Here is a 13,286-nt window from a genome sequence, read left to right as displayed (position 1 = left end):
CGCGGTAACCTCCACCCGGAGCAATTCCAAATAGGCACGCATTGAGGCTGCTCGCGGAGCGTGCGGGTAGGAAGCTTGAGCCGTGGAGCAATTCACGGCCTAGATGAATGGCTGTCATAGCGCGACGATCCGTCGTTGTCGCCGTAACAGAATCCGGCCTATCGGCTTGCTTTACTTTCCTTTCCTGAGCGGCGCGCCGCGCCGCCCTTTTCTCCGGGATTTTCCGGACGCACGTCGCATCTTTTTTTTCCGTCCTTGGCTCCTTCATCGCGCAGGCGGTTTTCCTGCGGTGTGCGCATAAGTCGCTGTGGATAAGTTGACCTGAATCATTTGAACGTCGTTCGTTGAGCTTCTATATTCGTAAAATATTTCTTTAAAGAAATTCCACTAAAGTAAAAAGGGAGAAAAGTGGAAATATTCGAAACTGATGTCGCGATTATCGGAGCCGGTGGTGCCGGACTGCGGGCTGCTATCGCTGTTGCCGAGCAGGACCCGGCGCTGAATATTGCGCTGGTCTCCAAGGTTTATCCGATGCGCAGCCATACGGTCGCAGCCGAAGGCGGCTCGGCCGCCGTGGTGCGTCCCGAGGACAGCCTGCAGCACCACTTCGACGACACGGTGCACGGCGGCGACTGGCTGTGCGACCAGGACGCGGTCGAGTACTTCGTGGCCCACTCCACCGAGGAGATGGTGCAGATGGAGCACTGGGGCTGCCCGTGGAGCCGCAAGGAAGACGGCCACATCAACACGCGCGCCTTCGGCGGCATGAAGATCGAGCGCACGTGGTTCGCGGCCGACAAGACCGGCTTCCACATGCTGCACACGCTGTTCCAGACCTCGATCAAGTACCCGTCGATCCGCCGCTTCGACGAGCACTTCTGCCTCGATCTCGTGGTCGACCAGGGCCGGGTCCAGGGCGTCGTTGTCATCGAGATCGCCACCGGCGAATTCCGCCTGATCCAGGCCAAGTCGGTGATCATCGCCACGGGCGGCGCCGGTCGCGTGTTCCGCGAGAACACCAACGGCGGCATCGTCACCGGCGACGGCATGGCGCTGGCCTTCCGCCACGGCGTGCCGCTGCGCGACATGGAGTTCGTGCAGTACCACCCGACCTGCATGCCCGTCACCGGCCTGCTGTTCACCGAGGCGTGCCGCGGGGAAGGCGGCTTCCTGCTGAACAAGGACGGCTACCGCTTCCTGCAGGACTACGGCCTCGGCCCGGCCGAGGACAAGCCGCGCAACAAGTTCATGGAACTAGGCCCGCGCGACCGCCTGAGCCAGGCGATCTGGCACGAGAAGCAGAAGGGGCGCACGTTGTCCGACCCGCGCTGGGGCTCGTACGTGCACCTCGACCTGCGCCACCTCGGCGAGAAGAAGCTGCGCGAACGCCTGCCGCAGATCTACGAGCTGGCCGTCGAATACCTCGGCGTCGATCCCGCCAAGTCGCCGATCCCGGTGCTGCCGGCCGTCCACTACACGATGGGTGGCATCAGCGCCGACGGCGCCACCGCCGCCCCGGGGGTGGCCGGACTGTACTCGGCGGGCGAGTGCTCCAGCGTCGGCATCCACGGCGCCAACCGCCTGGGCTCCAACTCGCTGACGGAACTGCTCGTGTTCGGCAAGATGGCCGGGGTGGAGGCCGCCGCCTTCGCCAAGAGCACGCCGCACGCCAGCACCGACCGCATCAGCAAGCTCGCCGACGAGGCGCAGGCACGCGCCGCCGCCATCGTCACGCGCATGGACGGCACGGAGCGCCTGGCCACCATCCGCAGGGAGATGGCCAAGAGCATGGAGGACGGCTGCGGCATCTACCGCACCGCCGAGACGATGCAGGCCACCTGCGACAAGCTGGCCGAGCTCAAGCAGCGCTACGCGAAGATCCGGCTGGACGACAAGTCCAAGGGCTGGAACACCGAGTGGCTGCTCGCCATCGAACTGGGCTACCTGCTGGACGTCGCCGAAGCGATGGCCCACTCGGCGCTCAATCGCCGGGAGTCGCGCGGATCGCACCAGCGCCTGGACGGCTACGAGCAGCGCGACGACGTGAATTTCCTGAAACACTCGCTGGCCTACTACCAGCCGGGGGCTGCCCCGCGCATCGACTACGGGCCGGTGAAGATCACCACCTCCAAGCCCGGCACGCGCGCTTACGGCGCCGCCGGCGAGGAAGCCGACCGGAAGGCCAAGGAGGCCGCCCATGCCTGAAGCCCAAAGAATCGAAATCCAGGTCCTGCGCTACCGGCCGGAAGAAGAGGACAAGCCGGTCTGGCAGAGCTACTACGTGCCGTTCACGAACGACATGTCGGTGCTGCAGGGGCTGCAGTACATCAAGGACGAACTCGACGGCTCCGTCAGCTTCCGCTGGTCCTGCCGCATGGCGATCTGCGGCAGCTGCGGCATGATGATCAACGGCAAGCCGATGCTGTCGTGCTCCACCTTCCTGCGCGACCTGCTGCCCGGCCCGGTCCGGGTCGAGGCGCTGGCGCACTTCCCGATCGAGCGCGACCTGGTCGTCTCGGTCGGCGAGTTCGTCAGCAAGCTCGAAGGCATCAAGCCCTACATCATCCCGAAGGAAGAGCGCGAGCTGTCGCAGGGCGAGTACCTGCAGACGCCCGAGCAGCTCGAACAGTTCGAGCAGTTCAGCTCCTGCATCAACTGCATGCTGTGCTACGCGGCCTGCCCGCAGTTCGGCCTCAACCCCGACTTCACCGGCCCGGGCGTGCTGGCGCTGCTGCACCGCTACAACGCCGACTCGCGGGACGGCGGCCGCGCCGAACGCATGAAGATCGTCAACGCCGAAGAGGGCGTGTGGAGCTGCACGGCGGTCGGCTACTGCTCGGAGGTCTGTCCGAAGCACGTCGATCCGGCCAACGCGGTGAACCAGAACAAGGTGAACAGCGCCAAGGACTTCTTCCTCCGATTCCTCTCTCCCAAGGGGGCTACGACATGAACCACAGGGCCACATTGCGGCGCGGCTACGTCCGTCCGATGCAGGGCTGGTGGCGCCGCGACCCGTTCTTCGTGAAATACATGATTCGCGAAGTGACGGCCATCGCCGTGCTGGTGTACGCGATCATCCTGATGATGGGCGTGCTGCGCCTGTCGCAGGGCGAGGCGGCGTTCAACGGCTGGCTCGCCGCGCTGCGCAGCCCCGGCTCGATCCTGCTGCACCTGGTGCTGCTGTTCTCGATGATGGTGCACGCCAAGAGCTGGTTCGACATCATGCCCAAGACGATGCCGCTCATGTTCATGGGCGGGCAGCGGGTCGAGGGTTCCACGATCACCCGCACCGGCTACCTCGTGACGATCGTCGTCACCGTGCTGGCGCTGGCCGTTGTCTGGGGGGTGCGGGCATGAACGCAGATCTCAAGCGATCCAGGGCGCCGATCTTCTGGGTGATGTTCGGCGGTGGCGGCATGCTGTCGGCGCTGCTCGGCACGGCGCTGGTGTTCGTCACCGGCATCGCCGCGCCGCTGGGCTGGCCGTTCGGCGACAACCTGCTGTCGTACCAGCGCATGCACGCGTTCGCGCAGCACTGGGCGGGCAAGGGCCTGTTGTTCGTGCTGATCTGGCTGTTCGCCTACCACGCGATGCATCGCATCTACCACAGCCTGCACGACCTCGGCATCCCGGTCGGCTTCGTGGCCAAGACCGTGTGCTACGGCGGCGCGTTCCTGATCACGGTGATCGCGGCGTACAGCCTGCTGTCGATCGGGTTCTGACCCAGGTTCTGAAAACCCAACAGCCGAACGCAGAGGGCGCCAAGAAACGCAAAGGACGCAGAGAAGAGAAGGCGGGGCGCCGAGGGCGCCCCGTTTTCATTCCTCAATCTTCTGCGTCCTCTGCGAATCCTCTGCGCCCTCTGCGTTCTGCATTGGGTTGGAATTCAGGAGCTTCGCACCGGCGCGACGGGGCTGGGCTTGAGCAGCACCACCAGGGCGCCGGCGCCGCCCTCGTCGGCGCGCGCCTGGACGAAGGCCAGCACCTCGTTCTTCTGGATCAGCCAGCCCTGCACCTTGCCCTTGAGCACCGGTGTCTTGCCCGGCGAGCCCAGTCCCTTGCCGTGCACCACCCGCACGCAGCGCCAGCCGCGCCGGTGCGCTTCGCGGATGAACCCGGCCAGGGCCTCGCGCGCATCCTCGCGGCGCAGGCCGTGCAGGTCGATCTCGCCCTGGATGCTCCAGTCGCCCTTGCGCAGCCGCCGCGTCACGTCCGGCCCCACGCCGGGCCGCCGGAAGCTGAGTGCGTCGTCGACGTCCAGCAGGGTGGTGGCATCGAAATCGTCGCTGATCGCCTCCTGCAGGACCCGCTGCTCGTCGAGCTGCTGCTGCACCGGCAGCGGCGCCGGCTGGTCCGGCGCGAGGTCGACCCGTCCATGGCGGCGCAGCGGTCGCACCTCGCCCGCGGCGCGGATGAAGAGCGTGCGCTCGGCGTGCGCGCGCCGCTCGGCCTCCTCGCGCGCCGCGGCCTGGGCGGCCGCGATGTTCTGCTGTTCCACCAGCTTGCGCTGGATCTCGTGCAGCTCCTTGAGCGACTTCGACTTCATCGCCGGTACTTCTTTCAGATGAGGCCCAGTTCGGCCATCGACAGCGCCGCCCCCGGGGCGACGATCACGTGATCGAGGATCCGCACGTCGACCAGCGCCAGCGCGGCCTTCAGCGTCTGCGTCAGCGCCTCGTCGGCGCGCGACGGCTGCACCGTCCCGCTCGGGTGGTTGTGCGCGAGCACCACCGCCGCGGCCCGGTGGTGCAGTGCCTGCTGGACGACTTCGCGCGGGTACACGCTGGTCTGTGTCAGCGTGCCGCGAAACAGTTCCTCCAGCGCCAGCAGCCGGTGCTGCGCATCCAGGAACAGCACCGCGAACACCTCATGCGGCCGCGCCGCCAGCCTCAGTTGCAGGTATTGCTTCACGGCGCCCGGCGAGCCGAAGACCTCGCGCTCGTGCAGCTGCTGCGCCACGGCACGCCGCGCCAATTCCAGCACGGCGGCGAGTTGCGCGCGCTTGGCGCTGCCGCCCATGCCCTTGACCCGTTTCAGGTCGTCCAGGTGCGTGTTCAGCAAGCCCGCGATGCCGCCGAAGCCGCCTTGCGCCCTGGGGGCCAGCAGTTCCTGCGCCATCTGCAGCACGCCGCGGCCGGCCGTGCCGGTGCGCAGCAGCAGCGCCAGCAGCTCGCTGTCGCTGAGCGCGGCGGCACCCCGGGCCAGCAGCTTTTCGCGTGGCCGTGCGTCGGCGGGAAGGTCTTTCAAGGGCATGGCAGCGTCCGGTCGATCCGCCCCGAAAGGACGACGGGTATCCCGGGCCCGCGGGGCGGCCGGCGGGCGGCTTTCTACAATAGGGCCAGTTTATCGGGACTTGCATGGCCTCCTCCGCGCGCCGGGTTCAACCGGGCTCCTTTCTGACCCTCCACTACCGCCTTGCCGGGCCCGAGGGCGACATCATCAACACCTTCGCCGGCCAGCCGGCGACGCTGACCCTCGGCGCGGGCGAGCTCGCCCCAGCCATGGAGCAGCGCCTGCTGGGGCTGGAGGAGGGCGCGCACGAGCGCTTCGAGCTGCCTGCGGGCGAGGCCTTCGGCGACCGCAACCCGGAACTGCTGCAGTGGGTCGCGCGCAAGCTGCTGGACCAGATGGGCGACCCCGACGAGCAGTACGAGGTCGGGGACGTCGTGCAGTTTCCGACGCCCGACGGCCAGGGCCAGTACGCGGGCGCCGTGCGCCAGGTGGGTGCGCCGGGCGGGGACGCTGCCGGCGCGGCGGTGCTGTTCGACTTCAACCATCCGCTCGCCGGCCAGGCGGTGACCTTCGAAGTGCGCGTGATCGGGGTGCTATGACGCGCGCCGCCGACGCTGCCCGCGAAGTGCTGCTGGCCGAGCCGCGCGGCTTTTGCGCGGGCGTCGACCGCGCGATCGAGATCGTCGAGCGGGCCCTGAAGAAGTTCGGACCGCCGATCTACGTGCGCCACGAGATCGTGCACAACACCTTTGTCGTCAACGACCTCAAGGCCAAAGGCGCGATCTTCATCGACGAACTGGCCGAAGTGCCGCCCGGCGCGACGGTGGTGTTCTCGGCGCACGGCGTGAGCCGCGCGGTGCAGGAGGAGGCGCGGGCACGCGGATTTTCCGTGTTCGATGCCACCTGCCCGCTGGTCACCAAGGTCCACGTGGAAGTGGCCAAGCTCGCGCGCGAGGGCTACGAGTTCATCATGATCGGCCACAAGGGGCATCCGGAGGTCGAAGGCACGATGGGCCAGCTCGATGGCGGCATCCACCTGGTGGAGGACGTGGCCGACGTGGCCCGCATCCAGCCGGCGCAAACGGAAAAGCTTGCCATCGTGACCCAGACCACGCTGTCCGTCGACGACGCGGCCGAGATCATGGCGGCCGTGCGCGCGCGCTTTCCCGCCATCCGCCAGCCCAAGCAGCAGGACATCTGCTACGCCACCCAGAACCGGCAGGACGCCGTGAAGATCATGTCGCCGCAGGTGGACGTGGTGATCGTCGTCGGCAGCCCCACCAGTTCCAACAGCAACCGGCTCGCGGAGCTCGCGCGCAAGCTGGGCGTGCCCAGCTACATGGTCGACAACGCCGGCGAGCTGAAGCCGCAATGGCTGGAGGGCCGCACCCGCGTCGGGATCACCGCGGGCGCGTCGGCGCCGGAGGTCCTGGTGCAGGAGGTGGTGGCCCGCATCCGCGACTTCGGCGGCGTCGCCGTGCGCCGCCTGCACGGCGTCGAGGAAACCGTGAAGTTCCCGCTGCCCAAGGGGCTGAAGCTGTGAGCCGCGAGGCGATCGCCGCTGCCGCGGCGAGGTTCGCCCCGCACGATGGCGCCTTCCTGCGGCGCACCCCGCTGTGGAAGCTCCCGGGCGCCGCCTTCGGCGTGCGCTGCGATGAGGTGTGGCTGAAGCTGGAGCATCTGCAGGTCAGCGGCAGCTTCAAGGCGCGCGGCATGCTCAATCGGCTGCTCGCCCAGCCCATTCCCGGCGCCGGCGTGGTGGTCGCGTCCGGCGGCAACGCCGGCATCGCCACCGCGGCAGCGGCCAGGCGGCTGGGCGTGCGCTGCGAGGTCTTCGTGCCGACCGTCTGCAGTCCGGCCAAGCGGGCCAGGCTGCGCGAACTGGGCGCGCACGTGGTGGTGACCGGCGATGTGTATGCGCAGGCACTGGAAGCCTGCCTCGAGCGCCAGCGCGCGACCGGCGCCTTGCTGACCCATGCCTACGACCAGCCCGAGGTGGTGGCGGGGGCCGGCACGATCGCCCGCGAGATCGAGGAGCAGGGCGGGCGGCCCGACAGCGTGCTGGTGAGCGTCGGCGGCGGCGGGCTGATCGCCGGCATCGCGTCCTGGTTCCGCCGCGAGGCGCGCATCGTTGCCCTGGAGCCGGAGCTGGCGCCCACGCTCTTCGCCGCCCGGGCAGCCGGCGCGCCGGTGGACGTGGCGGTGAGCGGCCTGGCCGCCGATTCGCTGGGCGCCAAGCGCATCGGCTCGATCGCCTGGGACATCACGCAGCAATTCGTGGGCGATGCCGTGCTGGTGCCGGATGGGGCGATCGGCGCCGCGCAGCGCACGCTGTGGAAGGAATTCAAGCTCGCCGTGGAACCGGCGGCGGCGCTCGGGCTGGCCGCCCTGCAGGCCGGCGCCTACGTACCCGGCGAGCGCGAACGCGTCTGCCTCGTCGTGTGCGGCGCCAACGTGGATCCCGCCACCCTGGCGTGAGCCGGCGGGACCCGGGGTCCCACTTAGAATTCCGGCATGCTCGATATCACCCTGCTGCGCAAGGACCTGGCGTCGGTCGTCGCCCGACTCGAGACGCGCAAGAAACCGCAACCCTTCCTCCAGGTGGACGCCTTTCGGGCGCTGGAGGCGGAGCGCAAGGCAATCCAGACTCGCACCGAAGAGCTGCAGGCGCAGCGCAACCAGCTGTCCAAGCAGATCGGCCAGCGCAAGGCCAAGGGCGAACCGGTCGACGAGATCATGGCGCAGGTCGCCGCGATGAAAACCGAGCTCGACAGCTCCGCGGCGCGGCTCGAGCAGCTCCAGCCCGAGCTGCAGGCGCTGCTGCTGTCGGTGCCGAACCTGCCGCACGAGAGCGTGCCGGTCGGCGACGACGAGCAGGCCAATCGGGAAGTGCGGCGCTGGGGCACGCCGCGCCGGTTCGACTTCGCCCCGCGCGACCACGTCGACGTGGGCACGCCGCTGGGGCTGGACTTCGAGACCGGCGTGAAATTGAGCGGCTCGCGCTTCACGGTGATGAAGGGGCAGATCGCCCGGCTGCATCGGGCGCTGGCCCAGTTCATGCTCGACGTGCAGACGCAGCAGCACGGCTACACCGAGTGCTACACCCCGTACATCGTCAATGCCGAATCGATGCGCGGCACCGGCCAGTTGCCCAAGTTCGAAGCCGACCTGTTCGCCGCGAAGAAGGGCGGCCAGGAGGGCGAGGATGCGCCGCTGTACCTGATCCCCACCAGCGAGGTGCCGCTGACCAACTTCGTGCGCGACGAGATCCTGGCGCCGGAAGTGTTGCCGCTGAAGCTCACCGCGCACACGCCGTGCTTCCGGTCGGAAGCCGGCAGCGCGGGTCGCGACACCCGGGGCATGATCCGGCAGCACCAGTTCGACAAGGTCGAGATGGTGCAGATCGTCCACCCCGAACGCAGCTACGAGGCGCTGGAGGAGATGACGCGCAACGCCGAGGCGGTGCTGCAGCAGCTGGGCCTGCCGTACCGGGTGATGCTGCTGTCGACCGGCGACATGGGCTTCGGCGCCGCCAAGACCTACGACCTGGAAGTGTGGCTGCCGGCGCAGAACACCTATCGCGAGATCAGTTCCGTCTCGAACTGCGAGGCCTTCCAGGCGCGCCGGCTGCAGGCGCGCTATCGCACCGCCCAGGGCAAGACCGACTGGGTCCACACGCTCAACGGTTCGGGGCTGGCGGTGGGCCGGACGCTGGTGGCCGTGCTGGAGAACTGCCAGAACGCGGACGGCTCCGTCACGGTGCCACAGGCGCTGCGGCCCTATCTGGGCGGCCTGGAGCAACTCGCGCCCGCAGTCGGTTAGAATCTCGGGCTTCGCACCACGCGAATCAAGACACCTGGAGAGGTGGCAGAGTGGTCGAATGCGCCGGACTCGAAATCCGGTGTACGTGCAAACGTACCGTCGGTTCGAATCCGACCCTCTCCGCCACGGACAAGCCTCGCAACGCGAGGCTTTTTCCATGGCCGTGACCCGCCGAAGTCCGGTTACACGCCAGTTTCAGCTCTTACCCGGCGGGTCGCTCGCAATCCGCCGGACCCGGGCTATTGCTTCACAGGCGGCGCCGTTCAGGGAGGGCCGCCAGCATGAACAGCAACAGCCACGGCAGGTCCCCGTCCAGGTTCGATGCCGCTCCTTCGAGCGCCGACGAGCGCGCCGGTCCGGCGCCGGCCGGCGGCCATGGACACCACGATGGCGGCAGCGTTGTCACGGTGGCGCTGCCGCAGGTTGCCGTGTACCACGTCGGATGGGGGATGATGAATACCCCCTATCCGGCCATTGCCGCGCTCAGCGACGGCGGCTACGTCGTCGCCTGGTCGGTGCTGGGCAAGACCACCGTGTATGTCTACACGCAGGAGTTCGACGCCGCCGGCACTCAGGTGGGTGGCGTCACGGAGGTCAGCGATTGGGGCGGCACGCCGGCGATCGCGGCGACGGCCGACGGCGGCTTTGTCGTGGCGTGGGAGTCGCTGGGCGCGCTCGGCCAGCCGGGGCACGACATCATGGCCCAGCGCTTCGACAACAATGGCGCGCCCGCCGGCGCGCCGATCGAGGTCAACGCGACCACCGCGGGCAACCAGTTCCAGCCGTCCGTGACGGCGCTGGCCGACGGCGGTTGGCTGGTGACGTGGACTTCGTACCAGGACGGCAGCTCCAACGGCGTCTACGCCCAGCGCTTCGACGGCAGCGGCGCGCCGGTCGGCGCCGAGACACGCGTCAACACCACCACGGCCGATTCGCAGGAGGTGCCGGCCGTCGCCGCGCTGGGCGACGGGGGCTACGTGGTGGCCTGGGGCTCCTACGGCCAGGACGGCAGCGGGTACGGCATCTACGCCCAGCGCTTCGACGTGGCCGGCACGCCGGTGGCGGGCGAAACGCGGGTCAACACGACCACCGCGGGCGATCAGTGGAATCCGTCCGTCGCGGCGCTGGCCGATGGCGGCTACCTGGTGACCTGGGCGGCCGGCGACATCTACGCCCAGCGGTTCGACCATACGGGCGCGCCCGTGGGTGGCGAGGCGCGCCTCACCAGCAGCACCGGCGGTCATGCCCTGGATCCGGGTGTCGCCGCGATGAGCGACGGTGGCTGTGTCGTGACGTGGCAGTGGCAATCTGCCGACGCCAGCGACACCAACGTGTACGCGCAGCGCTACGACAGCAGCGGCGCGCCGGTCGGCGCCGAGATGCAGATCGACAATCCGCCGTCGTCGTTCCAGTCTGCGCCCGCGGTCGCCGCACTGGCGGAGGGCGGCTTCGCGGTGACGTGGTGGGACTCGCGGCCCGGCGCTGGCGGCTACGATGTGGCGGTGTACGTCCAGCGCTTTCAGGACGCCCTGGCCGGCACCCCGGCCAACGACTGGCTCGACGCGGACCCCGCCACGCACCTGGTCCTGGGCTACGCCGGCGACGACCACCTGTACGGGCTTGCCGGCAACGACTCGCTGGATGGCGGCCTCGGCAACGACTTCATGGCCGGCGGCGCCGGCAACGACACCTACTTCGTCGACAGCGCGCGCGACAAGGTCATGGAGCGGCACGGCGAGGGGCTCGATACCGTCAGGAGTTCGGTCAGTTACGAGCTGGGAGCGCAGGTCGAAAACCTGGTCCTGGTGGGGCCGGATGCGATCGACGGGACGGGCAACGCGCTGGATAACGCGCTGACCGGCAATGCCGCGCCCAACGTCCTGACCGGCGGCCGCGGCAACGACACGCTCGACGGCGGCGGCGGCCGCGATGTTTTCGTGTTCGAACAGAAATCGGGCGCCGGCAACGTCGACCTGCTGGTGAACTTCGTCGCTGCGGACGACGTGATCCAGTTGGACGGCAAGGTGTTCCGGGGCCTGGATGCCGGGTCGTTGGCCGCCGCGGCGTTTCAGACCGGCGCCAGCGCCACCGACCCCAGCGTCAGGATCGTCTACGACCCAGCCACCGGTGCGCTGACGTACGATCGCGACGGGAGTGGCGACGGCGCGGCAGTGCAGATCGCGACGCTGGTGGGCCTGGTCGGTTTCCTGTCGGCCGAGAACTTCGTGGTCACCTGAGGCGCGCTTCTTTCGTCCGTCCTTCCGGCCCCGGCCGCCTCGCGGGACGAGTCACTGCGTACCGCGGGCGCGGTTGACGAGCTCCACCAGCGCGTTCAGTTCCACCGGCTTGGTCAGGTGCCCGTCGAAGCCGGCTTCCGTCGTGCGCTGGCGGTCCTGCGCGCTGCCGTAGCCGGTCATCGCGATCACCGGCGTTTGCCCGAACCCGGGCAGGGCGCGCAGCCGCTGCAGGGTCGCGTAGCCATCGAGCTGCGGCATCGCCAGGTCCAGCAGGACCAGGTCCGGCTGCTGCTGCTGCGCGGCGCGCAGGGCGTTGCTGCCGTCATAGGCGCACACCGCGCCGTACCCGAGCAGCCGGATGATGGCGGCGGCGCTGTCGGCGGAATCGCGGTTGTCGTCCACGACCAGCACCTTGAAGTCCGATCCCACCTGGTCGCCGGGCGCCTGGTCGTGCGGGCCAGCCAGCGGCAGGCGCAGCAAGAAGGTGCTGCCCCGGCCGCGGCCCGCGCTTTCGGCGTCCAGGCGGCCGCCGTGCATTTCGGCCAGCGAACGCGCGAGCGTCAGCCCGACGCCCAGGCCGCTGTCGTTGGGCACGTCGTTGTCGCCCTGCGCGAACAGCTCGAACATGCGCTCCAGGTCCGCCGCGGCAATCCCGCGACCGGTGTCCGAGACCGCGACCGTGACGAAGCCGTTCGCCGCCTCGACCTTCACGCCGACACGGCCGCCGTCGGGCGTGTACTTCGCCGCGTTCACCAGCAGGTTCTGCACGATCTGGGCGAGCCGGGTCGGATCGGCATTGATGGTGACCGGCTCCGGGGGCAGGTCCAGCGTGAGCGTGTGGCGCCTGGCCTCGATCAGGGGCCGGGCCGTCTCCACGGCGCGGCCGACCACCTCGCCGACCGCGGTGGGTTCCAGCCGCAACGCCACCTTGCCGGTCGTCAGGCGGCCCACGTCCAGCAGATCGTCCACGAGGTGGGTCAGGTGCGTCAGCTGCCGGTCGATGATGTCGCGCGCGTTCTTCAGCGCGGGGCTCGCCGTGTGTTCCAGCTGCATCAGCGTCACCGCGTTGCGCATTGGCGCCAACGGGTTGCGCAGCTCGTGCGCCAGCATGGCGAGAAACTGGGTCATCATGCGGCTCGAACGTTCCAGCTCCTCCACCCGGCGCCGATCGGTCATGTCGCGCGTGACCTTGGCGAATCCGATCAGCTCGCCGCTGTCGCCGTGCACCGCCGTGACGACCACGTTGGCCCAGAACAGCGTGCCGTCCTTGCGGACCCGCCAGCCGGTGGCTTCGACGCGGCCGTCGCGGCGCGCCGCGCGCAGTGCCGCGGCCGGCTTGCCGGCGGCCTGGTCTTCGGGCGTGTAGAAGGCGCTGAAGTGGCGGCCGATGATTTCCTGGGCCGTGTAGCCCTTGAGCGCCTGGGCGCCGGCATTCCAGCTGCGCACGTTGCCGCCGGGGTCCAGCATGAAGATCGCGTAGTCGCGCACGCTCTCGACCAGCAGCCTGAAGCGCGCCTCGCTCTCGCGCAGGACTTCCTCGTGGCGCCGCCGCTCGGTCAGGTCGCGCGTGATCTTGGCGAAGCCGGTGATCGCGCCGGCTTCGTCCTGCAGCGCGGTGATGACGACGTTGGCCCAGAACCGGGTCCCGTCCTTGCGGATGCGCCAGCCCTCGTCCTCGAACCGCCCGGCCAGGCGCGCGCGGCGCAATTCCTCCTGGGGCCAGCCGGTGGCCACGACCTCGGGCGGATAGAAGACCGAAAAATGCCGGCCGAGGATCTCGTCGCGCCGATAGCCCTTGAGCTTCTCGGCCCCTGAATTCCAGGACACGATGTGGCCTTGCGGGTCCAGCATGAAGATGCCGTAGTCGACCACCGCATCGACCAACAGCTGGAACCGACGCTCGGCGGTGTCGTGCGCTCGCAGTGGACTGAGCATTCTGCTTGCGATCCGATGGCTGGAAAGTGGGGATTATGCGGTGGCCGCTCGGGCCGTGCG

The 13,286-nt window shown here is 68.9% G+C and carries 12 protein-coding genes, 1 tRNA gene and 1 other RNA gene; 11 read left to right on the top strand and 3 right to left on the bottom strand.

What is annotated here, in order from left to right; genetic code table 11:
• The 5 genes from rnpB to frdD form a co-directional block, all read left to right on the top strand.
• Positions 1 to 177, top strand: an RNA gene (gene rnpB, locus VNT59_RS07605) — RNase P RNA component class A; the annotation flags it as partial.
• 231 nt (positions 178 to 408) lie between these two features.
• Positions 409 to 2,205 carry a fumarate reductase (quinol) flavoprotein subunit gene (gene frdA / locus VNT59_RS07600; protein WP_325497723.1) on the top strand — a complete coding sequence of 599 codons (1,797 nt, stop codon included), beginning with the start codon at positions 409 to 411 and terminating at the stop codon, positions 2,203 to 2,205.
• The gene (locus tag VNT59_RS07595) at positions 2,198 to 2,950 is read left to right on the top strand and encodes a succinate dehydrogenase/fumarate reductase iron-sulfur subunit (RefSeq protein ID WP_325497722.1); all 753 of its coding nucleotides are present in this window, start codon (positions 2,198 to 2,200) and stop codon (positions 2,948 to 2,950) included. The genes frdA and VNT59_RS07595 overlap by 8 nt, the downstream gene beginning before the upstream one ends.
• Positions 2,947 to 3,357: a fumarate reductase subunit C gene (locus VNT59_RS07590; RefSeq protein WP_325497721.1), complete on the top strand. Its 411-nt coding sequence runs from the start codon at positions 2,947 to 2,949 to the stop codon at positions 3,355 to 3,357. The genes VNT59_RS07595 and VNT59_RS07590 overlap by 4 nt, the downstream gene beginning before the upstream one ends.
• On the top strand, positions 3,354 to 3,722 hold the full coding sequence (frdD, locus tag VNT59_RS07585) for a fumarate reductase subunit FrdD (protein WP_325497720.1): 369 nt from the start codon (positions 3,354 to 3,356) through the stop codon (positions 3,720 to 3,722). The genes VNT59_RS07590 and frdD overlap by 4 nt, the downstream gene beginning before the upstream one ends.
• Positions 3,723 to 3,886: 164 nt before the next feature.
• Here the strand turns inward: frdD and VNT59_RS07580 are convergent, their stop codons facing one another.
• Both VNT59_RS07580 and radC read right to left on the bottom strand, forming a co-directional pair.
• Positions 3,887 to 4,546, bottom strand: a complete 660-nt coding sequence (locus VNT59_RS07580; protein ID WP_325497719.1) for a Smr/MutS family protein — start codon at positions 4,544 to 4,546, stop codon at positions 3,887 to 3,889.
• Between the two features lie 14 nt (positions 4,547 to 4,560).
• Positions 4,561 to 5,253: a RadC family protein gene (radC, locus tag VNT59_RS07575; protein WP_325497718.1), complete on the bottom strand. Its 693-nt coding sequence runs from the start codon at positions 5,251 to 5,253 to the stop codon at positions 4,561 to 4,563.
• 104 nt (positions 5,254 to 5,357) lie between these two features.
• Between radC and VNT59_RS07570 the strand changes: the two genes are divergently transcribed.
• The 6 genes from VNT59_RS07570 (at position 5,358) to VNT59_RS07545 (ending at position 11,291) form a co-directional block, all read left to right on the top strand.
• On the top strand, positions 5,358 to 5,831 hold the full coding sequence (locus VNT59_RS07570; protein ID WP_325497717.1) for an FKBP-type peptidyl-prolyl cis-trans isomerase: 474 nt from the start codon (positions 5,358 to 5,360) through the stop codon (positions 5,829 to 5,831).
• The gene (gene ispH / locus VNT59_RS07565; protein ID WP_325497716.1) at positions 5,828 to 6,775 is read left to right on the top strand and encodes a 4-hydroxy-3-methylbut-2-enyl diphosphate reductase; all 948 of its coding nucleotides are present in this window, start codon (positions 5,828 to 5,830) and stop codon (positions 6,773 to 6,775) included. The genes VNT59_RS07570 and ispH overlap by 4 nt, the downstream gene beginning before the upstream one ends.
• Positions 6,772 to 7,710 carry a threonine/serine dehydratase gene (locus tag VNT59_RS07560; RefSeq protein WP_325497715.1) on the top strand — a complete coding sequence of 313 codons (939 nt, stop codon included), beginning with the start codon at positions 6,772 to 6,774 and terminating at the stop codon, positions 7,708 to 7,710. Before ispH ends, VNT59_RS07560 begins: the two co-directional genes overlap by 4 nt.
• A gap of 36 nt (positions 7,711 to 7,746) precedes the next feature.
• Positions 7,747 to 9,054, top strand: a complete 1,308-nt coding sequence (gene serS / locus VNT59_RS07555; RefSeq protein ID WP_325497714.1) for a serine--tRNA ligase — start codon at positions 7,747 to 7,749, stop codon at positions 9,052 to 9,054.
• Positions 9,055 to 9,090: 36 nt separating this feature from the next.
• A tRNA-Ser gene (locus tag VNT59_RS07550) sits at positions 9,091 to 9,180 on the top strand.
• 155 nt (positions 9,181 to 9,335) lie between these two features.
• Positions 9,336 to 11,291 carry a calcium-binding protein gene (locus VNT59_RS07545; protein WP_325497713.1) on the top strand — a complete coding sequence of 652 codons (1,956 nt, stop codon included), beginning with the start codon at positions 9,336 to 9,338 and terminating at the stop codon, positions 11,289 to 11,291.
• Positions 11,292 to 11,342: 51 nt separating this feature from the next.
• On the opposite strand, the gene VNT59_RS07540 is transcribed toward VNT59_RS07545, so the two are convergent.
• Positions 11,343 to 13,226 (bottom strand): PAS domain S-box protein, encoded by a 1,884-nt coding sequence (locus VNT59_RS07540; RefSeq protein WP_325497712.1) that lies wholly within the window; start codon positions 13,224 to 13,226, stop codon positions 11,343 to 11,345.
• Positions 13,227 to 13,286: the final 60 nt, after the last annotated feature.

The organism is Ramlibacter sp., from assembly GCF_035554825.1.
In the GTDB taxonomy this organism is placed as follows: Bacteria; Pseudomonadota; Gammaproteobacteria; order Burkholderiales; family Burkholderiaceae_C; genus Ramlibacter.
Note: the sequence above shows the minus strand (reverse complement) of the source record. Positions and strands in the feature narration are given on the sequence as shown.

Coding starts and splice junctions, on each gene's coding strand:
- VNT59_RS07595 (WP_325497722.1), top strand. CDS start 2,198: ATGCCTGAAGCCCAAAGAATCGAAATCCAGGTCCTGCGCTACCGGCCG.
- VNT59_RS07590 (WP_325497721.1), top strand. CDS start 2,947: ATGAACCACAGGGCCACATTGCGGCGCGGCTACGTCCGTCCGATGCAG.
- frdD (WP_325497720.1), top strand. CDS start 3,354: ATGAACGCAGATCTCAAGCGATCCAGGGCGCCGATCTTCTGGGTGATG.
- VNT59_RS07580 (WP_325497719.1), bottom strand. CDS start 4,546: ATGAAGTCGAAGTCGCTCAAGGAGCTGCACGAGATCCAGCGCAAGCTG.
- radC (WP_325497718.1), bottom strand. CDS start 5,253: ATGCCCTTGAAAGACCTTCCCGCCGACGCACGGCCACGCGAAAAGCTG.
- VNT59_RS07570 (WP_325497717.1), top strand. CDS start 5,358: ATGGCCTCCTCCGCGCGCCGGGTTCAACCGGGCTCCTTTCTGACCCTC.
- ispH (WP_325497716.1), top strand. CDS start 5,828: ATGACGCGCGCCGCCGACGCTGCCCGCGAAGTGCTGCTGGCCGAGCCG.
- serS (WP_325497714.1), top strand. CDS start 7,747: ATGCTCGATATCACCCTGCTGCGCAAGGACCTGGCGTCGGTCGTCGCC.
- VNT59_RS07545 (WP_325497713.1), top strand. CDS start 9,336: ATGAACAGCAACAGCCACGGCAGGTCCCCGTCCAGGTTCGATGCCGCT.
- VNT59_RS07540 (WP_325497712.1), bottom strand. CDS start 13,226: ATGCTCAGTCCACTGCGAGCGCACGACACCGCCGAGCGTCGGTTCCAG.